Source organism: Microbacterium sp. NC79, assembly GCF_019061125.1.
Lineage (GTDB): Bacteria > Actinomycetota > Actinomycetes > Actinomycetales > Microbacteriaceae > Microbacterium.
Genome location: NZ_JAHQYI010000001.1, coordinates 1,382,211 through 1,404,474, shown reverse-complemented (window position 1 = coordinate 1,404,474; position 22,264 = coordinate 1,382,211). Strand labels below are relative to the sequence as shown.

Here is a 22,264-nt window from a genome sequence, read left to right as displayed (position 1 = left end):
TGCGTGCATGAGCACACTTGCTGATCGAAATGGTGCCGCACTGCTTGTCATTGACGTGCAGCGCGACGTATTCGCTTCCGCGCACGATCGTGACGGCGTCGTTCAACGCATCGTCGGCCTCGTGGAACGCGCGAGACGCGTAGGAGCGCCCGTCATATGGGTGCAGCACTCAGACGAAGGGCTTACGTACGGATCCGACGGCTGGCGCATTGTCGACGAACTCGAGCCGGCCGCGGGTGAAGCGATCGTCGAGAAAGTCTGGCGGGACTCCTTCGAAGACACCAACCTCGAAGATGTTTTGGCGCAGGCGAAGACATCGGAGATTGTCGTTGTTGGTGGTCAAACTGACTTCTGCGTGCGGTCGACATTGCACGGCGGTATCGTACGCGGCTATGACATGACTCTCGTCGGCGATGCACACACGACCGAAGACCTCCGCGAATGGCTTCCTGAGGTACCCGACCCTGCCGGCGTGATTGCGCACACCAATGCGTATTGGGCAGGCCAGCACGCCCCGGGTCGCACTTCTCGAGTCATCTCCGCGTCTGACGTCACGTTCGACGCGCGTGAGACGCCGGAGAGCGCCGCGGAACCATCGGAATCTCATAGAATTTAGATCATGGCTGAGGTTCGTTACGTCGCGATCGGAGACTCGTTTACCGAGGGCGTGGGTGACGAGCGCGAAGACGGTACGCCGCGGGGCTGGGCGGATCTCACTGCGCAGGGCTGGGCGGCCTCACTGGGCGAACCCGTGCAGTACGCCAACCTCGCGATTCGCGGCAAGCTTGCCTGGCCTGTCGTGGAGCAACAGCTGGAGCCCGCATTGGCTCTGAAACCCACGCATCTCTCGTTCAATGGCGGCGGCAACGACATGTTGCGCCCCAGTACCGATCCTGAGCACATCGCCGACGCCTACTCGCGCGTTATTCGTCGGTGTGACGAGGAGGGCGTGCAACTCATCATCCTGTCTGGCGCTTTCCCCTCGACAGGCCTCCCGATGCCCGGGTTGATCAGCCGACGCGGCAATGAGCTGTCTGATGCGGTGATCGGCCGGTTGACCTACCGGCCCGACATCATCCGCGCCCTGAACTGGCCCGACCGTGAACTCGCCGGCCCCACATATTGGGCTCCCGACCGCCTACACATGAACACGCGCGGTCATCACCGGGTTGCCGCACGCATGCTGAAAGCGCTTGGTCAACAGGTTCCGGACGGCTGGTGGTCTCTCCCGCTGGACGCTGCCACAGCGCCGCTTCCCAACGGCGTCTACTTCCGCGAGCACCTGGTTCCGTGGGTGAAGCGGCGGGTCACGAAAACGAGTTCGGGGGATGGGCGCCAGCCGAAGTATGGCGACTGGGTTACTGTCCAGCCGTAAGCCAGTACTCCTCGCCACCCGGCGTGCGTTGCACAACCCCGTAGTCCACCAGATGGCGACGCAGGAGCACCGGATCATCAGCCAATGCCCGTAAGCGTTCCGTCAGCACTGGTTCGGTGAGTCGATCAGACGGCTGCAGCACGCCATGCGCGAGGTGGCGGAGGAGTTCGACACGGGCGGCATGATCTGAGGGGTAGCGGTCGACTTTTCCCGCTGGCGTCAAGAACCGTTCGACGCCCTCTCGTCGTGGCGTCGCCAACGACTGCAGGGCTGTGCGCACCTGCGCGGGGTCAAACGTCAGCCCGCCCTCGGCGTCAGACAGAATCCCGGTGGCAATGAGCTTCTCCGTGGCTCGCGCACGCCGTGCAGCCGTGAGCGGTTCCGCGTCAGCGATGAGCGTTTCGGCTAGCACCTGTCGCAGGTCATCGTTGATGAGTGCGGCGAGGAGAGGTCGAACAAGATCAGCCATAAGCCCACCCTACAAATGTGTGATGGCCCACGGCGAAATACGCCGTGGGCCATCAACAGGTGAGAGCTTAGTTATAAGCCTTCCAGACCGTCGCCATGAAGATGTTGACGAGTGTCAGCACCATGAGCGACGGAAGTACCCAACCGGCAAGGGTCGGCTTCTTCTTGTTCATGAAGGCGATGACGAAGATGGCAAGCAAGACGACCGTCTTCGCGCCAATCTTCGCGTTGTTAACAAACTCGCCGTTGCCCAGCGCGTATGCCATGCCGACGAGTGCGAGACCGGTGATTAGCATCGTCCATGCGCCGTGCATGATGGCGGGAACGATCTTGGTTTCACCCGTCTTCATGCTCTTCATCTGGACGAGCATGCCGCCCAGAAGGCTTGCGATACCAATGATGTGGAACGCAAGGATGACGTTCTTAAGGATCTCCATGGTTCCATTTTAGCGACAGTGTGTCGGAATGGACTAGTTCTTGAGTCCGTTAAGGATGAAAGTTGTCAGTTGCTGCGCGACTTCGCTGGCAGGAACGCCGTGATTGACGAGAGCCATGCCCGAAGCGATAGCGCCGCGCACGAACATGGGGGAGAGGGGCGTGGTCTCGAACGGGAAGCTGGCCACCAGCTCGGTGATGGGTTTTGCGAGCGCATCGTGCAGAGCGACGATGTCATCACGGCCTTTGGGGGAGAGGGTGACATCTCGAAGCGCGGTTGCGAGATGGTGGCGCCCATCGTTCGTCATCTCGATCGTCTTCTCGATGTACACCCGGAGGCGATCGGGTCCGGCGGTTGCTGCGTCGGTTGCCACGCGCAACTCCGCGTTCCATTGTTCGAACGCGACACGTGCCAGGGCGACGAGAATGTCGTCGCGCGAGGGAAAGTAGTCGTAGAACGTGGATCGCCCGAGACCGGCGGCCGACGTGACCTTGCCTGCCGTGACGCCATCGACACCGTGATCGAGCAGAATCTGTTCGGCGGCCGCCAGGAGCGCCGAGTGCTGGGCATGCCGGTGCTCAGCAACGGTGGACGCAGAGATTTTCGGCATGCGTCCATTATCCCGAAGCGTACGCACGAATGCGGGAGGCTGTGGCCTTAGGAGAAAACACGGGCGTTTCGCGTCAGTTGATGACGAGCAGTGCCCAGCCTTCCCACTGTCGTTCGACAATGCGAGCAGCGGCGGCCGGAACCACGGCGAACGAATCGGCGAGCGATGACTCATCGATGTCGTGCGCATGAAGAGCGTTGCGGCAAGCAACGACGGTGACAGAGGGGTGATCACCCAAGAGAATTTCTGCGGCGACGGCTGTCGCGTGCCCCTCGATGAGACCGTGGACAGCGGAACCAGACACCACGATTTCGATGACGGTTGCGGGGTGCTCGCGCAGCAGGTTGGCGGCCTTCTTAAGAGCGATCAGGGTGAGCTCTTCAGAATCTCCTGCTGCTTGAAAGACGGCGGAACGCGGCTGTGTGCTCATGGTTCCATTGTCCTCCTTCCCTCTCGAAAAGGGGATCGCATTCGGCATCGGAGCAACCTGCGCCGATGGGACGCGGAACCAAGGGAGTGGCGGGCAGTTGCCCGCGGCTACCAGGGGGTGGGGCGTTCGCTGTCGCGGGTAGCGTCGTTCGGAATACGCTCGCGGTGCTGGCCTCCGGCTCGAATACAGAGCCAGCGAAGTTCGCCATCGCTGTCGGGATTCGCACGCCAATTGCGCCAGACATTCTGCCCAACGCGCACAACGGTTCCGGCACGAACATCGATGACATCGTCGTCGACAGCGAACTGCCCGGACCCGGCAAGGAACACGTAGAGCTCTTCGAGCGCCGAGTGCGTATGCCAGTAGCCAGCATCTTCACCGGGCTGGAGGGCGTTCGCCGTCATGCCGATGTACTGGGCGTCGAGTTCATGGTCAACGACGCGGCGGCCATCCCGCGCGCGTGCCGGAACGAATCCGCCGTAGTGCTGGCGCCACTCATCGAGCGCGCCGATATTGATGACCTCATAGTCCGTCTTGGAGTGCATGCGAGCAGGCTATCTGCGCTGCTCACCTCGACACAACCGACGCCTGGCAGGAGGAATGTGTCGCGAGGGAAGGCAAATATCGCGCAGGCTTCCTTCTGCCGCGTCAATTTCCTCCCACTCGATTGCGTATCGCGGAGGAGTGCCCATCCGTGCGCGCAATTCTCGATCTGACATAATGTGCATTATCGGATAAGCTATGATTGCGCGGGGAGGCGGAGCTGAGGTTAGGAATCAAGCCCGATAAACGCGCGGAACGCCTCGGCGCCGGTCACGGTGATCGCGTCACCCCGCACAAAGGCTTCAGGCGTCAGCACGAGCCGGCGACTGATCGCCAATTCGTGACGCCGCTGCACACGAACATCTCCGTCAGGTCGATAACCCACCTTGCGACTGACGGCAAGCGACTTCGCATTGTCGGTAAAAGCCGCAGACGTCACTTCGCTTGCGCCGGCGTAATCAAACATGAATGCACACAGCGCCTGCCGCATCTGCGTTCCGATACCGCGCCCCTGATGTTGGAGAGCCAGCCATGAACCGGTCTCGCCGGTGCGAGTACTGACATAATCACGCGTGGCGATGCCCTGGGTGCCCACCAGCTCACCTTCGTGCTCGACAGCGAAATCGAGGCTCCACGCCGCCTGCGACCAACGCGCACGATTGCTCCAGTGATACTGCGCAAACTCGGTTGGCAATACCTCTCGCGCAGCGTCGGTCCATGGATAAGCAAACGGCATGGAATTGGAATCATGAATTCCACTGAGTGCAAGTTCTGCCAGTTGTGGGATGACGTCGTCGCTGACCGGGCGCAACACCAGCGGCCCTGCCTCGATTCGAAGGCCCAGCGGCGGAAATACGGCGATCACGCTCACCGTTCCATCCTGGCACGACTCCCCCACGGCGCTCATGAGGGTCCCCTTTTGCGCCGGTTTCGCTCTCGTGACCGCACAGCATCATCAAGAATTGACGAAATATTGCGCTCAAGCGCGGTTGCTACCGGCAGGAAATACCTTAAAGCGCTACTTTAAGGTGATCACCCTTGCTCAGGAGGCAAAAATGTCTGAATCTGTCGACAACGCAACCGTCGGCGCCCCCGCAGCCGACTCCCCGCTGCTGAAGAGCCTGAAATGGCTTCTCGGACTCGGTGGAGCGCTTGCAATCATCATTGGCGCCCTGATCTTCCTGTGGCCGACGAAGTCGGCCATCACGTTCACAATGATCCTTGCTGCCTACGCTCTCGTCGGTGGTGTTTTTTATCTCATCCTTGCCATCGTCGCCAAAGGCATGTCGGTCGGTGGCCGCGTAGGCCACGCACTCGCGGGTCTCGTCTTCATCGCCACCGGCATCATCGCATTCATGAACCCGGCGATCGCCGCTCAAACATTTGCCGCGATCGTCGTGATCTTTATCGGTGTGTCGTGGATCTTTGAGGGCGTCGCAGCCCTCACGACGCTGAAGCTTGCACCCAGCAAGGGCTGGGCAATCTTCTTCGCGATCGTGAGCATCCTTGCCGGCATTGGTCTGCTGCTGTCGCCGCTGTTCGCTGGCGCCGTGCTGTGGATGTGGTTCGGCATCTCGCTGTTCGTCATCGGTATCGTGCAGGTCGTTCGCGCCTTCACTATCGGCAAAGACTAACGACGGAGAGTCTCCGGGCGTTTCGCCTCACGGCGCCGCCGCTCGCCATGCGAGTGGGCGCGACTGTGTGAGGCGAAACGCCCTTCGTTATGCGCCCACGTAACGCGCGAGGTGCTCCCCCGTAACCGTCGACCCAGACTCCACAAGCTCACGCGGTGTGCCCTCAAAAACGACGCGCCCACCGTCATGGCCGGCCCCTGGACCCATGTCAATGATCCAGTCGGCGTGAGCCATCACCGCTTGGTGGTGCTCGATCACGATCACCGACTTGCCCGCGTCAACGAGCCGATCCATCAACCCCAGCAACTGCTGGACGTCGGCGAGGTGTAGTCCGGTCGTCGGCTCATCAAGAACGTAGACGCCGCCCTTGTCAGCCATGTGCGTCGCGAGCTTTAGCCGCTGACGTTCGCCGCCTGACAGCGTTGTGAGCGGCTGCCCAATTGTCAAATAGCCCAAGCCCACATCGCTCAGACGTTTCAGAATTGTCGCGGCCGGAGCGAGCTTCCCCTCCCCTGCCGAGAAGAACTCGACGGCTTCCCGTACCGACATCGACAACACATCACTGATGTTCTTGCCTGCGTACATCAGTTCCAACACGCCTGCGGCAAAGCGCTTGCCTTCGCAGGTCTCACAGACGGCAGACACACCGGCGACGACGCCCAGGTCGGAGTAGATGACGCCGGAACCATTGCAGGTCGGGCATGCACCCTCGGAATTCGCGCTGAACAGCGCGGGTTTCACATCATTCGCCTTGGCAAATGCCTTTCGAATCGGATCGAGCAGACCCGTGTAGGTCGCCGGGTTACTCCGGCGTGAGCCTCGGATCGCCCCCTGATCGACCACAATGACATCGCCATGCGCGGGCAACGCACCGTGGATAAGCGAGCTCTTGCCTGACCCTGCGACGCCCGTGACAACCGTCAGCACGCCGAGCGGGATATCGACGTCAACGTTTTTCAGGTTGTGCGTGTTCGCGCCGCGCACGGCAAAGGTCCCGCTCGGTGTGCGCACAGTGGTTTTGAGATGTGCTCGGTCATCGAGGTGCTTGCCGGTGAGTGTGTCGCTCGCTCGAAGACCCGCCAAATCGCCCTGGTAGCAAATCTCGCCGCCTTCGACGCCAGCGCGTGGCCCCAGGTCAACGACGTGGTCCGCGATGGCGATTGCCTCCGGCTTATGCTCCACAACCAGCACGGTATTGCCCTTGTCACGCAGTCGTTGCAGCAGCCCATTCATGTTCTGAATGTCATGCGGATGGAGGCCGATCGTTGGCTCATCGAACACGTATGTAACGTCAGTGAGCGACGAACCCAGGTGACGAATCATCTTCGTGCGCTGTGCCTCTCCCCCAGACAAGGTTCCGCTCGGACGCTCCAACGACAGGTAGCCGAGGCCAATCTCGACAAATGAGTCGAGTGACTCCTGGAGGGCACGAACCAGAGGTGCGATGGAGGGCTCATCAATGGAACGCAACCACACCGCCAAGTCGGAAATCTGCATGCGACAGGCATCCGCGATACTGACGTCACCGATTTTGGAATCACGCGCGTGCGCAGCCAACCGCGTGCCGTCGCACTCCGGGCACGCGGTGTAGGTCACCGCGCGCTCAACAAAGGCGCGAATGTGCGGCTGCATCGCCTCGCGGTCTTTCGTCAGCATCGACTTCTGAATGTTGTTGACGAGGCCCTGGTAGGTCATATTGATGCTTTCAATCTTGACCTTGGTGGGCTCTTTGTACAGGAAGTCCTGGAGCTCTTGCTCGGTGTAGTCCTTGATCGGTTTGTTCGGGTCAACAAACCCAGACGCCGCGTAAATGCGGGTGGCCCAGCCGTCTGCGGTGTAGCCAGGAATGGTGATTGCCCCCTCCAGCAACGACTTGGACTCGTCGTAGAGTTGGGTGAGATCGAGATCAGTGACTGACCCCATTCCCTCGCAGCGAGGACACATACCGCCAACCTGGGAGAAGCTGCGGCGCTCCTTCACCGTCTCGCCGCCCTTCGTGATCGTGACGGCACCCGCACCGGAAACGCTCGGCACGTTAAACGAGTACGCCTGTGGTCCCCCGGCACTCGGCACACCCATGCGCGAAAACAAGATGCGCAACATCGCATTCGCGTCGGTTGCCGTGCCCACCGTGGAACGGGAGTTCGCGCCCATGCGCTCCTGGTCGACGATGATCGCCGTCGTGAGCCCCTCGAGAACGTCGACATCTGGACGAGACATCGACGGCATGAAGCCCTGCACGAACGAACTGTACGTCTCGTTAATCATGCGCTGGGACTCGGCTGCGATGGTTCCGAACACGAGGGACGATTTACCGGAACCGGAAACCCCCGTGAAGACGGTCAGCCGGCGCTTCGGAATGGCGACTGAAACGTTCTTCAGGTTGTTTTCGCGTGCACCCTGCACGCGAATGTAATCGTGGTTGTCAGCGGGGTGCGACATGCGGGCTCCAGAGGCTTTGTGGGCTGTTCAGCCTATAAGTATGCACCGACACGGCACCTGCGGCCACGAAAAAGGTGGGTGGCGTCAGCCGAAGCCCACGCCACCCACCTCTGCTTTGCTACTTCGTAACCGGAAGCACGCGGTCCCACCATTCCAGAACGGCAGCGAACCGCTCCAGACGGTGGCGCGGCTGGCCGGAGCGGGTGAGCTCGTGGTTTTCACCAGGGAAGATCAGCATTTCGGCTTCAACACCGTTGTGCTTCAGCTTCGAGTAATACCGTGTCGCCTGCTCAAGCGGGCAACGGAAGTCCAGCTCGGAGTGAATGACCAGCGTGGGGGTCTTCACGTTGTCGACGTGCGCGTAGGGGCTCTGCGCAGCGATCTGCTCAGCGGTACCACCCACGTACTCGATGCCAAAGAACGATCCGATGTCACTGGTTCCGACGAACGACTCGGGCTCGAGGAATCCGCGCTCCACAATGGCTCCCGCAAAACGGTGATCCTGCGTGGTCACCCATGCGGTGAGGTAGCCGCCGTATGAACCGCCCATCACACCGACACGCTCGCCGTCAAGGCGCGCATCGCTTGCAACCGCGCCCTCAAGGAAGTCAATGACGTCGTTGAAGTCGACGGTACCCATGGCCTGGCGAATCGAACGCCCGTGTGCGGTGCCGTAGCCGGCGGAACCACGCGGGTTGCAGAAAGCAACGGCGTAGCCAGCGTCGACAAGCGTCTGTACCTCATCAAACACGTGCACACCGTAGCTCGCGTACGGACCGCCGTGGATCATCAGAATCACCGGGTGCTGGCCGTCACCCTCGGGGGCGGCGAGCCAGCCGTGAATCGGGTAACCGTCGCGGCCGGTGATCGTCAGTTCCTTCGGCGTGACGATACCGCTGGCGCGGAGCCCCGCACCGAAATTCGTCGCGGTACGTGTTCCCTCAGCGTCCGAGACGAGCAGTTCGCCGAACGAGTCGGGCGACGTCGCAGTCGCCACGATGCGCAGGCCGGCAGCCGTATCGGCAGCAGCAAGACCACCGAGCTCGACGTCGCCATCGATCACGGTGGAGACATCGCCCGCGCGAGTCACGCGAAGAGCGTGCACACGACCGCGCGTGCGGTTAAGGACGAGGAAGTCGTCGCCGACAACAACAATGTGGCTGCCAACCTCACCGAGGTCGATTGTGGCGGTATCCGTCAGCGCGCGCGGAGTCGCGCCGTCGAGAACCCACAGGCCCATTCCGGGCGCCACGAAGTCGGTGCGGGACTCCCCTACCGAATACGCCAGCAGTGCAATGGTTCCGTCTTCCGCCACAGCGATGTCGCCAACGGAAAGCAGCGCCTCGGGCGCAACCACAACGCGCTCAGCGCCGTCAGCCACGGTCACGGCAACAACCGTGGTGGTCAAGTCGATCGTCGTCGGCTGCACATCGGCGACCGTGGTCAGCACCTCGCTGCCATCGGGAGTGAAGGCAATACCCGCGTACGTCTTACCTTCGCCCGTCGTGATCTGACGCGGTTCCGCCGGGATAACCTGCGGCTTCGGCTTCTCCGCACCATCAGCGATGACCGCCGGAGCGGGAGCATAGAACGGCTCGGCCGAAAGATCGGGGGCCGGAACCACGAACAGGTGGCTGGGACGGTCAACGGTGTATCCGAGGCCGTTGGCGTGCCAGCGGAACCCGGTGACCTTCCGCGGAGCCTCCGCAGCCTCGCCGAGCCCGTCAACGGTTCCGTACCGGCCGTTCTCCGCAACCCGAGCAGCAAACACGAAGGATGCACCGTCGGGTGCCCACTCGAATCCGCTCACACCGCCGTGAACGTCGGTGACCTGAATCGCCTCACCACCGTTCGCGTCAACCACGAACAGCTGGGCGCCCTTCTTCTCGACACCGCGGAGGAACGCAATCTGGGTGCCGTCGGGCGACAGCGCAGGAGCAGCATCCGCCACGCCACGAGTAATACGCCGCGGGGCACCAACGAAGTCAGTGCGCCAGAGCTGACCGACGCTACGGTTCGCGACCTCGTCAGGCCGGGAGGTGGCGAAGACCGCGAAGGAACCATCGGGTGCGATGGTGGGACGCGAGACGGAAATGAGCTGAGTAATGTCCTGAGGCTTCATCTGACTTAGTTGCTTTCAAATGCGGAGACATCGCCGACGAGGCGGGTGTTGTCTGCGGGGAGCGGATCGACGGCGGCCTGAGCGACCTCGGCGGCAAATTCAGACACGTTGTAGAGCTTGCCTGCAGATTCGCGGCGCTCGGAGATTGCTCCCGGATTCGCGCGCTCGAGGAGCGTCGCGGTAATCGTTCCTTCGATCATGTCGCCCGAGACGACAACGAACTCAATGCCATCTTCAGCGAGCGATGGGATGAGCTCGCGCAGTGCGTCTTCACCCGCACGCTTTGACAGCGCGACAGGCTCGTACTCCGGCATCGTCGGCGTGGTGCGAATGTAGTGTGCTTGGTGGCTCGTGACGAACACGACGCGCGAACCTGGCGTCATGATCTCGCGTGCGGCATTGAGCATGTTGAGCTGGGCATCGCGGTTGAGCGTGAGCGCATAGTCCGCCGCCATTCCCGACTCCATGCCACCCGAGGCGTTCAAGACAAGGATGTCGAGCTTTCCGTACGCTTCACGAACAGCGTCGATCATGGTTTTGACCGAGTCCGGGTCGGTGAGGTCTGCGCCTACCGTGATGGCCTGCACGCCCAAATCACGCAGCTGCGTTGCGAGCTTCTCAGCACGCGGAGCCTTGTTGCGGAAGTTAATGACGACATCGGCGCCAGCTTCGGCGAAGTAACGCACCGTATCGGCACCGATACCGCGCGAAGAACCGGTGACGAGGGCCACCTTTCCGTTCAAAGAACCGGGGGGAAGCAGCGTTGTCACAGAGACTCCTTTGGTTACAGGCGCAAAAATGCGCTTTCTGAGACTATCAACGCTGTGCGTCTCCCCCACGTTGGGCGTCAACAAGAAGTGACCCGATGCCTCGTGGTAAGTTCACTGCCAAGGGGAGGTTTCTATGGAAATCATCGAATTCTTGACCGACTGGGCCTGGGTCGTCTGGCTTGTGCTCATCGCGCTTTTTATCGTGATTGAGATGTTCACGCTCGAATTCACCTGCCTCATGTTGGCGTTGGGCAGCGCCGCGGGCCTCGTGGTTTCACTCACCGGCGCCGAATTTTGGCTGCAGGTTGTCGTTGCCGCCGTCATCGGCGTGCTACTGATTCTGTTCTTGCGGCCACCGCTATTGGCTCGGCTCTCAAAGAATGCTGACCCAGCCAAGAGCAACGTCGACGCCCTGATTGGCATGCACGGCATGGTGATCGAGACGGTCACCACAACGTCTGGACAGGTCAAGTTGCAAAATGGCGACACCTGGACAGCCCGCACCGGCTACCAATTGCTCTCGCCGCAAACCCCTGTTGTTGTTTCTGCCATCAACGGTGCTGTCGCCGTTGTGGTTCCGGTTAACGCAACCGCTTCGCAGTAACCTCCCGCTGGTTCGCGCCGTCGTTCGCAGTCACGGCCACCACTACAGAGAAAGGAATCACCCGCGATATGGATAGCGATAACATCGTTCCCACTGTGATCGGGTGGATTATTGCCATCACCTTCGTGATCATCGCGATCACGATTTTGGCGAGGTCTATTCGCATCATTCCGCAGGCCGCATCTGGCGTTGTTGAACGACTCGGCAAGTACCACAAAACCCTGATGCCGGGTCTGAACGTTCTGGTTCCGTTTATCGATCGCCTGCGCCCCCTGATCGACATGCGCGAGCAGGTCGTTTCATTCCCGCCGCAGCCGGTCATCACGGAAGACAACCTGGTCGTTTCGATCGACACCGTTGTCTACTTCCAGGTCACCGATGCGCGTGCCGCGACGTATGAGATCGCGAACTACCTTGGCGCCGTTGAGCAGCTCACCACGACGACTCTTCGTAACGTCGTCGGTGGATTGAACCTGGAAGAGGCGCTCACCAGCCGCGACGAAATCAATGGCCAGCTTCGCTTGGTGCTTGATGAAGCGACCGGCAAGTGGGGTATCCGCGTGTCGCGTGTCGAGCTGAAGGCGATTGACCCGCCCCTCTCCATCCAAGACTCGATGGAGAAGCAGATGCGCGCCGAGCGTGATCGCCGTGCCGCCATTCTGACGGCTGAAGGAACCAAGCAGTCCGCAATTCTGGAGGCTGAAGGTGCTCGTCAGGCGGAGATTCTCCGCGCCGAGGGTGACAAGCAGGCAGCGGTTCTGCGTGCGCACGGTGAAGCAGAAGCGATCACGACTGTCTTCGGCGCCATTCACGCCGGTCAGCCCGATGACAAGCTTCTCGCCTACCAGTACCTGCAGATGCTGCCGAAGATCTCGGAGGGACAATCCAACAAGCTGTGGATCATCCCGAGCGAGCTCACCGAGGCGCTCAAGGGTATCGGCGGAGCGTTTACGCCCAAGAGCGGTGGCGCGTCGCCATTCCCCGGAGCGCCAGGCGCCGGTGGTGGGCCTGCAGCAGCCTATGCTCAGCAGCCCGCGGCCGCTCCCCAACAGCCCGTTGTCACTCCGTCGGAACCGGTGGTTGCTGCGGAGCAGGCAAAGACGGAGGCGGACGCCGTCGTTGATAGCGTTCTCGACGGCGAGCCGTCAGTGCGGGATCTGATTGCCGAAGCGCAAGCGAACGACGTGCGTTCAGGTGCAGTTCCTGCTGAGGTCTACGAAGAAGAGCTTGGCATCAACCCGACGCTCCCACCTGTACCCCCGCTGCCTCCGCAGAATCCGGGTGCGTAGCATCATTCATCCGTATCTCGCGGGTGTTGTTCCGCAGCTCCTCGCTCACCGTGGCCTCGTCGATTCCGACGGGGCCACGGTGAGCGTTGTAGAGAACTCATTCGCCGCTGTCGCCGCAGCTCATGCTGCGGGCGCTCGCTACATTGAGTCTGACTGTCATCTGACGGCTGACGGTGTCGTGGTTTTGTTCCACGATTCTTCGCTCCTGCGCGTTACGGGGGACGCGCGTCTCGTCGCCGATGTGACCGAGCGTGAACTGGCCGACCTGATGACGGATCGTGGCGGACTCATCACGCTGCAGCAGGCGCTGGAGTCTTTTCCGCAGACCCGTTTCAACATCGATATCAAGGCGCACGCTGCTGCGGCCCCGGCGGCAGACATCATCGCCCGCCACGCTGACCGGGTGCTGGTGACGAGCTTTAGCGACCGGGCCCGTTCCGCCGCTGCCGCTCGCCTCGCAGAACTGGGCGCACGCCCTGCGTACTCCCCCGGCCAATCATCCATGGCCAAGATTCTCGTTGCTGTCGCCCTCGGAATTCGCCCGTGGCAGAAGCGCTTGTTTGCCGGATTCGACGCCCTGCAAATACCTGAATCATTCGGAAAGATTCGCGTGCTCACGCGTCGCCTATTGGCTGCCGCACACCGCAACGGAACGGTTGTGCATGTCTGGACAATAAACGATCCGGCAGACATGCGACGGTTACTCGATTTCGGTGTCGACGGGCTCGTCACCGACCGTATTGATGTTGCTTTAGCGCTCTGACATCATCTGTTCAACGCCTATGCCCTGTGCGTTGCCTGGGAAAGAGTACGATTCCCTCCCTGTTTGGATGATCTGCACAGGCGGAGACGTTAGAACTAGGGACTGACGAGAGGACTCACCCATGGCAGAACGCAGCCTGCGTGGTATCCGACTCGGCGCTCAGAGCTTACAAAGCGAAGAGGGCGTCGTGCTCATGGACCGAACGAATCACACGTACACGTGTACTCAGTGTGAGCGCGAAACAACGCTCACGTTTGCGGCTGATGCAGAGCCGCCAGCAACGTGGGAATGCCGCACGTGCGGCGCCGAAGCATTGCTCGTCGTTGATGGCCAAGCCGTCACCGTCGACCACAGCGAAGACAAGGTTGCACGTACCCACTGGGACATGCTGCTGGAACGTCGCACGCGTGAAGAACTAGAAGAGATTTTGGCTGAGCGACTCGCATACTTGCGCGAGCGCCGTGGAGAAGCGCCGGCACGAGTCGGCGCGTAACTCCTGACGAAAAGAGGGGTGTCACCACACGGTGACACCCCTCTTTTCGTGGTCTCAGTTACCCGGCATGCCGCTCACTGCACCGCTGTCGTACGACGGCGTCGATGGCGGGCGGCGACGCCCACCACGACCAGTGCCCCCACGCTGCCCCACAGCAACACGAACTGAATCGACGAGCCCAGGATCACGGCCGGAGTGAGGCCAGTGCGCAATTCCACCTCGGTCAGCATGTGCCCAGGCTCGGCTTCCGGTAGTTGGTCGATCGTCCTGCCGTCTGGCGCCATCACCTGACTCGTGCCGACAGTTGAAATGTTCACCACAGAGCGTCCGGTTTCAATGGCACGCATGCGCGCAAACGCCAACTGCTGCAGGTTTTCGTCGGTCTCACGAAAGTCAGCATTGTTGGTCTGGAACATATAGACCTCGGCGCCGTCAGCAGCGCCCTCCCAGATCACCGCGTCGTAAATAACGTCGAAGCAGATTGCAAGGCCAACGGCGATACCATCAACGTCGAAAACGGGACTATTGGTTCCAGGGGCGTACTCGCGTTGAATGAGGCCGATGAGATCCGGCACGATCATTTCGTAGAACCATCGATCGGGCACATACTCTCCGAACGGCACCGGGTTGCGTTTGTCGTAGTACGCGACCGCGCCATCCCCCGCCTGCCACAGCATGGAGGTGTTGAAGTACTGCTCGCCACGCTCGGTGACAGCGTTCATCAGAATGGGTGCGTCTGCATCAATTGCCAGCCGATCCAGAATCCGGGCCACCGTCGGCTGCTGCAGCGGATCCCAGTCGACGCCGCCTTCCGGCCACAACAGCACATCGATGTCTTCGCCGAGGAGTGGCTCTGTCGCATCAAGCTGGGCCTGCATGACACTGTGCTCTGAGCGGTCATCAAAATACCCGGCAGGGCCATTACCCTGCACCGATCCCACCGTCATGGTTCCATTGGGCGTCGTCGGGAACGCAGGCAGCACCAGGAACAGCACCATCATCGTCGCGATAGGGGCGCCAAACATTCCCCAGCCCACGCGCGTACGCGTCGGTGCCGTATGCCAGCGAGCGCGAATAAAGCGGAACCATTCGACGACGAGTGCGGTGAAAGTCACCAGCAAAAAGCTCAAGCCGGTGATGCCCACCCACGATGTGAGGTGTGCGAGCGGGCTTTCCGATTGGCTGATGCCCATCCGCCCCCAGGGAAAGCCACTGTACGGCCAGGAGCCCATGAAGAGTTCGCGCGCGCTCCAGATCCCACCCACGAGGACTGCAGTCGCTACGTGCGTCACCACGGGCCGCGTGGAGAGCTTCGGCACCCACCGGTAGGCGAGCACAATCAGAATGGAGCCGAGGCCCCAGAAGATGCCTTCAATTCCGGCGAGAGCAAGCCACGGGATCACCCCGAGGTAGCGCGTCGCCCACAGAATGTGGATCAGGTAAAACGAAAGTCCGAAGAGCAGCCCGATCAGCAGCCCACCGCCGATCGAACGCCCAATCAGCGTGATCAGCGCGATGGCAATGCCGACGAAAGCGAGCGGCCAGATGCCCACGGACGGAAACGCGAGGTCGAGGGCCGCTCCACCAATCACGGCGAGAAACGCCGCAACCCCGAGCGGGACGAACGCCTTGTCTGGCGCTGGATCGACGACGCTCACGTCACACTCCTGAATAGACGACGATGCCGCGGCGTACGAGATCGAGTGCCCGCCGAGCAGTGGTTCCGATATCACCGTCTGCCACGATGCTGAGCTGGTCAAGCAGGTCGATGGTCTGCTTGGTCCAGCGCACAAAGTCGCCAGCGGCCATGTCAGCCTGCGTCAAAACGCGGTCAAGGTTCGCGCCGCGGGCCCACGAGTGCATGGCAGCCGACAGTCCAGGGGCGAGCGGTTCGGTTCCCGGCAGGTCAAAGTCGTGTTCCACGTCATCGAGTCGTGCCCAGAGCATGGCGGTTTCATCAAGCGCGATCCGGAACGCGCCCTTGGGCAGGTCACGCATTCCGGTACCGTTTTCGTCGCGACGCGGTTCATACACGAGAGCACAAGCCAGCGCAGCAAGCGAAGCGGCGTCCAGGTTCTTCCAAATGCCGGTGCGAAGAGATTCGGCGACCAACAGGTCGCGGTCGCCATAGATGCGCCGCATTGTGCGCCCGGACGGCGTCAGAGTCGCAGATCCGTTGGGGGCGACGTCGACGTAGCCCAGCTCATCCAGTACGTCGACAACACGGTCAAAGATGCGGGCGACGGTTCCGGTGCGACGGTCAATTTGCGAGCGCCACTGAGAGACCTGGCGCTCGAGCTTCCAGTACCGTTCCGCCCAGCGCGCATGCTTTTCGCGATCGGGGCACGAATGGCACGCGTGTTTCTGCATCCGCGCACGCAGGCTGTTGATGTCATTGCGGCGCTTCTCGGCGCGTTCCTGCGAGCCGTAAAGCTCGCCCCTGCCCCGTCTTTCCGCCTCGGTCAGCTCGCGGCGCAACCGAGAGTAGTCAAGGAAATCCCCGCGATCACATGCCAGAGAGTCGCGGTATCCGCGCAATGACTCGTCGGCATCACGCACCTTAACGGCCAGCCCGACGACCGCACGGTCGGCTTGGAACTGCGCAAACGACGATTCCAGAATCTCGCGCGCACGGGAGCGACCGAACTGATCGATGAGGTTCACGGCCATGTTGTATGTCGGCCGGAACGACGAGTTCATCGGATACGTGCGCCGCGATGCCAGCGCCGCAACCGCCTCAACATCCATGCCCTCGTTCCAGACCACAACGGAGTGGCCCTCGACATCAATACCGCGGCGACCGGCACGACCCGTCAGCTGGGTGTACTCCCCCGACGTGATCGGTACACGGGCCTCACCATTGAACTTTTCGAGTTTTTCGAGCACGACGGTACGAGCGGGCATATTGATACCGAGCGCCAATGTCTCGGTGGCGAATACCACCTTGACAAGCTTGCGCTGAAACAGCTCTTCGACGATCTCCTTGAATGCGGGCAACATTCCGGCGTGGTGAGCCGCGATGCCCCGCTCCAGGTTCTCGCGCCACGTCCAGTAGCCGAGGACCGAAAGGTCTTCGTCGGGGAGCATGTATATGCGCTCTTCGACGTGACGGCGAATTTCGCGACGTTCGTCGGCGCTCGTTAACGAAATTCCATCGCGTGCGACCTGCTGAACGGCCTGTTCGCACCCGACCCGGGAAAAGATGAAGAAGATCGCAGGCAAAAGATTGTCGCGACGCAGAGTCTCAATGGCTTCGGCTCGATCGAGACGGCTGCCTCGGCCCGCCATGGATGGCTTCTGGTACTTGGGCTTCTGCTTGTCGCGACCGCGGGCATGCGCGGTACGGGAGTTGTTTTCCCAGGCCACACCCTTGAAAGTACGGAGGCGGGCAAGCTCGCGATTCACCTGCTGGGTAGCGATGCCTGACCGCTGGTCAAAGAGCGGTAACAGGTCGCCGCGGGCCAACACGTGCTGTTCCAAGGGAACCGGACGAATTTCAGAAACGATCACTTCGGTTCCGCCGCGCACCGCAGCCAACCAGTCACCAAACTCCTCGGCGTTTGACACGGTGGCAGACAGGGCGACAACGCGAACCTCTTCGGGGAGGTGGATGATGACCTCTTCCCACACCGCGCCGCGGAACCGGTCGGCAAGGTAGTGAACCTCATCCATCACGACAAAACGAAGACCGCGCAGCGCCGCGGAATCGGCGTAGAGCATGTTGCGCAAAACTTCGGTTGTCATCACCACAACACGCGCATGCGGATTGATATTTGTATCGCCAGTGAGCAGCCCCACTTCGCCCGCGCCATACACGTCGACAAGTTCACGGAACTTCTGATTGGACAGCGCCTTCATGGGCGTCGTATAGAAGGCCTTGTCAGTACCGGTGCGCATCGCGAGATAGATCGCGAACTCACCAACGACGGTTTTACCCGCCCCCGTGGGTGCCGCGACCAACACTCCGTGGCCCTCTTCCAACGAGTGACACGCTTGCACCTGAAACTCGTCCATCTCAAACGACAAACGAGCCGCAAACTCCTGCGTCAGCGGATGTGCCGCGCGTGATTGCGCGGCCGCGTACTGCTCGGCTGCACTCACGCCATCACCGAGGGCGTAAACAGATCGCCTTCACGCTTACGTCGACGACGGTCAAAGAGCAGCGCAACGCAGGCGGCGAGCAGGTAGAGCACCACAAGAATGGCCGCCAACAGAAGCATGGATACAACGTCGGAACCCGGGGTTGCGACGGCCGCGAAAACGGAGGCGATCAGCACAGCGATTCTCCAGCCCTTCAGAATGTCTTTGCCCGTGATGACACCGGCAAGATTGAGGATCACGAGAAACAGCGGAAGCACATAGGCGACGCCCACGGTGAGGAGGAGTTTAAAAACAAAATCCCAGTAGTAGCTTGCCTCGAAGAACTGATTGTATGAGGCGCCATCGGGCACAAACGATGCCATCACTTCGATGATGTGCGGAAGAACAAACCAGCCCGTAGCAACACCGCCGAAAAATAGCGGCACAGCGACACCCATGAAGCTGAGCGTGTAAACCTTTTCCTTTTTGGTCATCGCGGGCATGATGTAGGCCCACAACTGCCAGATCCAGATCGGGCCAGACAGAATAAGGCCAATCGACGCCGCAATGCGCAGCTTCATGTCAAACGCCATGGTGATGCGAGTAAACGTCAGCGCGGCTTCGCCGTGCCCATTCGCCGCGATCACATCGATCGGGTTGTCGAGCTGATCAATGACCCAGTCAGCGATGAAGAAGGCCGCGACCATACACACGATGAATGCGATGGCCGCAATCATGAAGCGGCGGCGCAACTCCACCAGGTGTTGCGCCAGCGACATACGTTTGTCGCGCTTCGGGTCGCCCTCCAGAGCCGACTCGGGGGTTTCTGTCGTCACGCTGTTTACGGGCGCGAGCCGTCAGAAAGATTCGTGTCGGGCGTCTGCGGCTGGGCAGGAGCGACGCCAGCCTGCGGCGCAGCTTCGGACGCCACAGCGTTCGCGGCAGCATCAGCGGCGTCTTCCTGCTTCATTGCCTTCATCTCGCCCTTGAATGCGCGGGCAGACTGGCCGAGGCTCTTGGCCAGAGCCGGAAGCTTCGCAGCGCCGAACAACAGCAGAACGATCAGCAGAAGGATCAACAGGTGTGCTGGCTGAAATGCGTTGCCCATGAGCGCTCCAATGGTCGGGGGTGCGAATGCGGCTTCAGTCTACCCCGCAGGGTGTGGGCGAACCTTGGTGTCGCCTATACGTTTCGCTAACGTGCGTCTGGATCAGCGGGAATTAGTTCGCTTCTGTGTCGTACTGCGCAAGTGCGCGGTGCGCCCAGTCAATCGTTGCGGCGCGAGCTGACTCCGGTTCCAGCACTTCGATGGTTCCGCTGCGCAGTGTCGCCAAACGCTTCAGCGTCAGCGGGTCCCCCACGCTGAACCGCGCAATCGAGAACTCATGATCGGTCGTTAACTGCGCACCGCGCAGGTAGTCGCCAACCAGAGCGCCCAGCTGTGACGGATACCGAATAGCGGCGGCCGTTCCCTCTGCGACTTCGGTATATGCGGGCGGTTCGTCCCCCACGGTGTGCGATATCTCAATGTCGGTAACCGCGAGGTCTGATACACGATCGAGGTGGAACGTTCGCATGGCGCGGCGGAGATGACACCAGCCCTCCAGATACCACTCGCCACTCGTAATATGCACGCGCACCGGATCGACGGTACGCGTTGTGGGTTGAGCGTCGGGCGCGCGATACGTGAACGAGACTGCCTTACGCTGTCGCAAAGCGTCGGCGACAACCGTGCGTACGGCATCCGCCTGTGGCGGCGCCACGATGACGTTGACCGGGTCAGTTGATGAGCCCGCAGTGAGCTTCGCGATGAGACCATCGACAAGTTCCGGGCTGACGCCTGCGATCGCCCTGGTGAGTTGCAGACCAGACAGGAGCGCCGCCGCCTCACGCGCGGAGAGCTTCGGTGCACGTTCGAGCGCCACCGTATTGGTGAGCTCGATCATGTCGGCTTCGTCAAGCAAATCCCAGTTGATATTGAACAGGTCAGGATCAAGCTGGTAGTAGCCACTGTCGCCTGGCAGCCCCATCACGGTGAGTTTCTCCGCCATGGCGCGCATGTCGTCGACGGATACCCCGAAGTCGTGTGCCGCGTCGGCCACGCTCACTTGACCGCGCTCTGCGAGGTACGGAACCAGGGTGAGATAAATGCGCACGCGGTCGGGTGCCATCATGGGCTTGGGTCGATCAGCCACGGGTGACCTCCTGGTGGCGAGCAAGCGCCGCTTGCAACCGCGCAATCACCTGATTGCGAAGTTCATCGGGCGAAATCACGCGCACTTCAGGCCCGTATGACGCGAGTTCGTCAGCGAAAATATGCAGGTCCAGAAACGAGACGTCGATGCCCTGGGGTGCCTGCTGAGCGCGGCGCGCCAGACGGAGTGCGGCCTCTGACCCCGGATGAACTTCGAGATGTGCGATGTTGCGGGCAGCGACGGCGGCCAGCCCAGCCAGCGCCCGCTCCCCCGCGCCCACCTTGAGCGTCGGGTCAAACGAAAGTCGAGTGGTCTTCACGTCGTCGCAAATACGGCTGAGAAGGAATGTACGTTCAGCGTCGCGGTCAGTATCAAAACCGAACAGGTGCCAGCGGTTTTCCTGCTCCACAAGCGCGAGAGGTTGCACGCGGCGCAACAACGCACGCTTCTCCCCCGGCTTGATATAGGTAAAGGTGACGGCTCGATTCGCCTCAATAGCGTTCTTCAGCGGAACGAACGAGTTCGTAGTGAGGCCCAATTCCGGCGCGAAGCCGATGATCGGCTCATCAACGTCGATACCGAGCGAACGGATTTTACGGATGCCCGCATGCGAGTCGTCCGACATCGATCCCTCACGCCAGACGGTGCCAGCCAATGTCAGCAGAGCGACCTCCTCCTGAGTGAAGGAGAGATCGTCAGGCAAGGTATATTCCGATTTTGGAATCCGATACCGTGCTTCGCGGAGGTCGTTGGGATCAGCATGGTCGCCCAGCGTCTCGACCGGAATCCCGAGTCCGCGGAGGTCGTCCTTGTCGCGCTCGAACATCTTCTCGAGAGCGTCAGCCCCGGTTCCGCTCTCCGCACGTTGACGGTAGCCGGAAACCGATTCCAGAATCTGTGCCTTCGTCAACCCGCGATCGGTCGCCATGAGTGCGACGACGAGGTTTGTCAGTCGCTCTTCGGGGGGAATTTTCGCTGCCACACGCTCATCCTAGAGGCGCATGTAGTCCTCCAGGATGAGCGACAGACCCGCTACTGGGCGATCGCGAGAATGTCGACGACGTAAACGAGAGCGTCGTCGGCAGGAATACTGGAACCTTGGAGGGCTTCTGCGGGAATGGAGCCTGCGGGCAGAACGACCATCACCTGCGAACCAACCGTGGCGCCTTCAAGCGCCTGAGCCACATCTGCGGGGAAGCCCTGCGACACCGCAACCGGCCCTGGCTGCGCCTGAGCCCAGGTATTGATGAAGGGTTCATGACCGCGCCACGCCACAGCCAATACCTGGACGTAGACCGGAGCATCGGCGGTGATCGCCTCGCCATCGCCCTTGAGCAACGTCTGGGTACGGACATCGGTCGGCGCATCCCCTGACGGAATGACCAAGCCAGGGCGACCTGTCGTGTCGCGGATCACCGCTGGTAGTCCACGATCCGCGTTGAAGACGTCAGCGCCGGCGGCTGCCTGCGGAACGACCTGTCCGACGTCGACGACAAGAACGACGCCCTGATTTTCTTCCAGCTTGTAGATTTCGCTCCAGGCAGGGGCGAGATCGCTCGTGGGCAGGGTGATGAGCACACGAGAGCCGCCGGGAACGCAGAGGAGCTCTTCGGCAAGCCCAGGCAAGTCCTGTGCCCACTGATCCACCTGCCCCATTTGCCCCGAGGTTGATCCCAGCGCGCCGAGAATCTCGCCACTTGTGCTTGGCGCTGCCCACACCGTGGTGTGGGCGAGCTGCGAGGTGCTTGTGATCAGCGCACCGTCACCGGCGTTCACAATCTTTCGTTCATTACGTGGAACCTGGAGCGGGTTCGGCATGGTGACAGCCGGGAGTTCTCCTGCCTCCCCAGACACACTCAGCGTGTCCAGCAGCGGTGTCGGCGCATCAAACGCGGAACCACAGCTGCTCTCGGCAACGCGCGTCGTGTTCGGAGTCGATGCCGTGCATCCGGCAAGCGCCAGAGCAATAACAGAGAGGGCGGTCAGAGCTACAACAGGTTTACGCACGTG

General features: G+C 61.3%; 23 protein-coding genes. 7 read left to right on the top strand and 16 right to left on the bottom strand.

Features of this window, described 5'->3' with window-relative positions:
* The first annotated feature begins 7 nt into the window (after positions 1-7).
* Both KTJ77_RS06305 and KTJ77_RS06300 read left to right on the top strand, forming a co-directional pair.
* Positions 8-616, top strand: coding sequence for an isochorismatase family protein (locus KTJ77_RS06305; protein ID WP_217337595.1), 609 nt, complete (start codon positions 8-10; stop codon positions 614-616).
* Positions 617-619: 3 nt separating this feature from the next.
* The gene (locus KTJ77_RS06300) at positions 620-1,375 is read left to right on the top strand and encodes an SGNH/GDSL hydrolase family protein (RefSeq protein ID WP_217337594.1); all 756 of its coding nucleotides are present in this window, start codon (positions 620-622) and stop codon (positions 1,373-1,375) included.
* Here the strand turns inward: KTJ77_RS06300 and KTJ77_RS06295 are convergent.
* The 6 genes from KTJ77_RS06295 to KTJ77_RS06270 all read right to left on the bottom strand — a co-directional run bounded on the left by KTJ77_RS06295 (position 1,359) and on the right by KTJ77_RS06270 (position 4,769).
* Positions 1,359-1,844, bottom strand: coding sequence for a DUF2087 domain-containing protein (locus KTJ77_RS06295; protein ID WP_217337593.1), 486 nt, complete (start codon positions 1,842-1,844; stop codon positions 1,359-1,361). The two genes, KTJ77_RS06300 and KTJ77_RS06295, sit on opposite strands and share 17 nt — an antisense overlap.
* A gap of 67 nt (positions 1,845-1,911) precedes the next feature.
* Positions 1,912-2,280, bottom strand: coding sequence for a hypothetical protein (locus tag KTJ77_RS06290; protein WP_217337592.1), 369 nt, complete (start codon positions 2,278-2,280; stop codon positions 1,912-1,914).
* Between the two features lie 33 nt (positions 2,281-2,313).
* Positions 2,314-2,889, bottom strand: coding sequence for a TetR/AcrR family transcriptional regulator (locus KTJ77_RS06285; protein ID WP_217337591.1), 576 nt, complete (start codon positions 2,887-2,889; stop codon positions 2,314-2,316).
* Positions 2,890-2,962: 73 nt separating this feature from the next.
* Entirely contained in the window at positions 2,963-3,319 is a 357-nt protein-coding gene (locus tag KTJ77_RS06280; RefSeq protein ID WP_217337590.1) for a DsrE family protein, read from the bottom strand.
* 107 nt (positions 3,320-3,426) lie between these two features.
* A complete protein-coding gene (locus KTJ77_RS06275) occupies positions 3,427-3,864 on the bottom strand; it encodes a cupin domain-containing protein (RefSeq protein ID WP_217337589.1) in 438 nt (145 codons plus the stop codon).
* Positions 3,865-4,088: 224 nt separating this feature from the next.
* On the bottom strand, positions 4,089-4,769 hold the full coding sequence (locus KTJ77_RS06270) for a GNAT family N-acetyltransferase (protein WP_217337588.1): 681 nt from the start codon (positions 4,767-4,769) through the stop codon (positions 4,089-4,091).
* Positions 4,770-4,917: 148 nt separating this feature from the next.
* Here KTJ77_RS06270 and KTJ77_RS06265 point away from each other — a divergent pair, with 148 nt between their 5' ends.
* Positions 4,918-5,496, top strand: coding sequence for an HdeD family acid-resistance protein (locus tag KTJ77_RS06265; protein WP_217337587.1), 579 nt, complete (start codon positions 4,918-4,920; stop codon positions 5,494-5,496).
* 87 nt (positions 5,497-5,583) lie between these two features.
* Here the strand turns inward: KTJ77_RS06265 and KTJ77_RS06260 are convergent, their stop codons facing one another.
* The 3 genes from KTJ77_RS06260 to KTJ77_RS06250 form a co-directional block, all read right to left on the bottom strand.
* Entirely contained in the window at positions 5,584-7,938 is a 2,355-nt protein-coding gene (locus KTJ77_RS06260; protein WP_217337586.1) for an excinuclease ABC subunit UvrA, read from the bottom strand.
* Between the two features lie 118 nt (positions 7,939-8,056).
* On the bottom strand, positions 8,057-10,060 hold the full coding sequence (locus KTJ77_RS06255; protein ID WP_217337585.1) for a S9 family peptidase: 2,004 nt from the start codon (positions 10,058-10,060) through the stop codon (positions 8,057-8,059).
* Between the two features lie 5 nt (positions 10,061-10,065).
* On the bottom strand, positions 10,066-10,830 hold the full coding sequence (locus KTJ77_RS06250; protein WP_217337584.1) for an SDR family oxidoreductase: 765 nt from the start codon (positions 10,828-10,830) through the stop codon (positions 10,066-10,068).
* 133 nt (positions 10,831-10,963) lie between these two features.
* Between KTJ77_RS06250 and KTJ77_RS06245 the strand changes: the two genes are divergently transcribed.
* From KTJ77_RS06245 to KTJ77_RS06230, 4 genes are all read left to right on the top strand, one after another.
* Entirely contained in the window at positions 10,964-11,434 is a 471-nt protein-coding gene (locus KTJ77_RS06245) for an NfeD family protein (RefSeq protein WP_217337583.1), read from the top strand.
* 68 nt (positions 11,435-11,502) lie between these two features.
* Positions 11,503-12,723, top strand: a complete 1,221-nt coding sequence (locus KTJ77_RS06240) for an SPFH domain-containing protein (RefSeq protein WP_217337582.1) — start codon at positions 11,503-11,505, stop codon at positions 12,721-12,723.
* A gap of 1 nt (position 12,724) precedes the next feature.
* Complete coding sequence (locus KTJ77_RS06235) at positions 12,725-13,486, top strand: glycerophosphodiester phosphodiesterase family protein (RefSeq protein WP_217338367.1); 762 nt, start codon at positions 12,725-12,727, stop codon at positions 13,484-13,486.
* Between the two features lie 121 nt (positions 13,487-13,607).
* A complete protein-coding gene (locus tag KTJ77_RS06230; RefSeq protein ID WP_217337581.1) occupies positions 13,608-13,979 on the top strand; it encodes an RNA polymerase-binding protein RbpA in 372 nt (123 codons plus the stop codon).
* A gap of 74 nt (positions 13,980-14,053) precedes the next feature.
* Here the strand turns inward: KTJ77_RS06230 and lnt are convergent, their stop codons facing one another.
* From lnt to KTJ77_RS06195, 7 genes are all read right to left on the bottom strand, one after another.
* Positions 14,054-15,637, bottom strand: a complete 1,584-nt coding sequence (gene lnt / locus KTJ77_RS06225) for an apolipoprotein N-acyltransferase (protein ID WP_217337580.1) — start codon at positions 15,635-15,637, stop codon at positions 14,054-14,056.
* 1 nt (position 15,638) lies between these two features.
* On the bottom strand, positions 15,639-17,993 hold the full coding sequence (locus tag KTJ77_RS06220) for an RNA helicase (protein ID WP_217338366.1): 2,355 nt from the start codon (positions 17,991-17,993) through the stop codon (positions 15,639-15,641).
* An 83-nt stretch (positions 17,994-18,076) separates the two neighbouring features.
* A complete protein-coding gene (tatC, locus tag KTJ77_RS06215) occupies positions 18,077-18,895 on the bottom strand; it encodes a twin-arginine translocase subunit TatC (RefSeq protein WP_367948847.1) in 819 nt (272 codons plus the stop codon).
* A gap of 5 nt (positions 18,896-18,900) precedes the next feature.
* Positions 18,901-19,167: a Sec-independent protein translocase subunit TatA gene (tatA, locus tag KTJ77_RS06210; protein ID WP_217337579.1), complete on the bottom strand. Its 267-nt coding sequence runs from the start codon at positions 19,165-19,167 to the stop codon at positions 18,901-18,903.
* Between the two features lie 112 nt (positions 19,168-19,279).
* The gene (locus tag KTJ77_RS06205; protein WP_367948846.1) at positions 19,280-20,254 is read right to left on the bottom strand and encodes a helix-turn-helix transcriptional regulator; all 975 of its coding nucleotides are present in this window, start codon (positions 20,252-20,254) and stop codon (positions 19,280-19,282) included.
* Positions 20,247-21,236: a helix-turn-helix transcriptional regulator gene (locus KTJ77_RS06200; RefSeq protein WP_367948845.1), complete on the bottom strand. Its 990-nt coding sequence runs from the start codon at positions 21,234-21,236 to the stop codon at positions 20,247-20,249. Before KTJ77_RS06200 ends, KTJ77_RS06205 begins: the two co-directional genes overlap by 8 nt.
* A gap of 50 nt (positions 21,237-21,286) precedes the next feature.
* A complete protein-coding gene (locus tag KTJ77_RS06195) occupies positions 21,287-22,261 on the bottom strand; it encodes an FKBP-type peptidyl-prolyl cis-trans isomerase (protein ID WP_217337578.1) in 975 nt (324 codons plus the stop codon).
* Positions 22,262-22,264: the final 3 nt, after the last annotated feature.

Bases quoted from the DNA above. Each gene is read 5' to 3' on its own strand.
- KTJ77_RS06240 (WP_217337582.1), top strand. From the start codon at position 11,503: ATGGATAGCGATAACATCGTTCCCACTGTGATCGGGTGGATTATTGCC.
- KTJ77_RS06300 (WP_217337594.1), top strand. From the start codon at position 620: ATGGCTGAGGTTCGTTACGTCGCGATCGGAGACTCGTTTACCGAGGGC.
- KTJ77_RS06270 (WP_217337588.1), bottom strand. From the start codon at position 4,769: ATGAGCGCCGTGGGGGAGTCGTGCCAGGATGGAACGGTGAGCGTGATC.
- KTJ77_RS06280 (WP_217337590.1), bottom strand. From the start codon at position 3,319: ATGAGCACACAGCCGCGTTCCGCCGTCTTTCAAGCAGCAGGAGATTCT.
- KTJ77_RS06275 (WP_217337589.1), bottom strand. From the start codon at position 3,864: ATGCACTCCAAGACGGACTATGAGGTCATCAATATCGGCGCGCTCGAT.
- KTJ77_RS06255 (WP_217337585.1), bottom strand. From the start codon at position 10,060: ATGAAGCCTCAGGACATTACTCAGCTCATTTCCGTCTCGCGTCCCACC.
- KTJ77_RS06230 (WP_217337581.1), top strand. From the start codon at position 13,608: ATGGCAGAACGCAGCCTGCGTGGTATCCGACTCGGCGCTCAGAGCTTA.
- tatA (WP_217337579.1), bottom strand. From the start codon at position 19,167: ATGGGCAACGCATTTCAGCCAGCACACCTGTTGATCCTTCTGCTGATC.
- KTJ77_RS06260 (WP_217337586.1), bottom strand. From the start codon at position 7,938: ATGTCGCACCCCGCTGACAACCACGATTACATTCGCGTGCAGGGTGCA.
- KTJ77_RS06285 (WP_217337591.1), bottom strand. From the start codon at position 2,889: ATGCCGAAAATCTCTGCGTCCACCGTTGCTGAGCACCGGCATGCCCAG.
- KTJ77_RS06305 (WP_217337595.1), top strand. From the start codon at position 8: ATGAGCACACTTGCTGATCGAAATGGTGCCGCACTGCTTGTCATTGAC.
- KTJ77_RS06245 (WP_217337583.1), top strand. From the start codon at position 10,964: ATGGAAATCATCGAATTCTTGACCGACTGGGCCTGGGTCGTCTGGCTT.
- KTJ77_RS06295 (WP_217337593.1), bottom strand. From the start codon at position 1,844: ATGGCTGATCTTGTTCGACCTCTCCTCGCCGCACTCATCAACGATGAC.
- KTJ77_RS06265 (WP_217337587.1), top strand. From the start codon at position 4,918: ATGTCTGAATCTGTCGACAACGCAACCGTCGGCGCCCCCGCAGCCGAC.
- KTJ77_RS06220 (WP_217338366.1), bottom strand. From the start codon at position 17,993: ATGGACGAGTTTCAGGTGCAAGCGTGTCACTCGTTGGAAGAGGGCCAC.
- KTJ77_RS06290 (WP_217337592.1), bottom strand. From the start codon at position 2,280: ATGGAGATCCTTAAGAACGTCATCCTTGCGTTCCACATCATTGGTATC.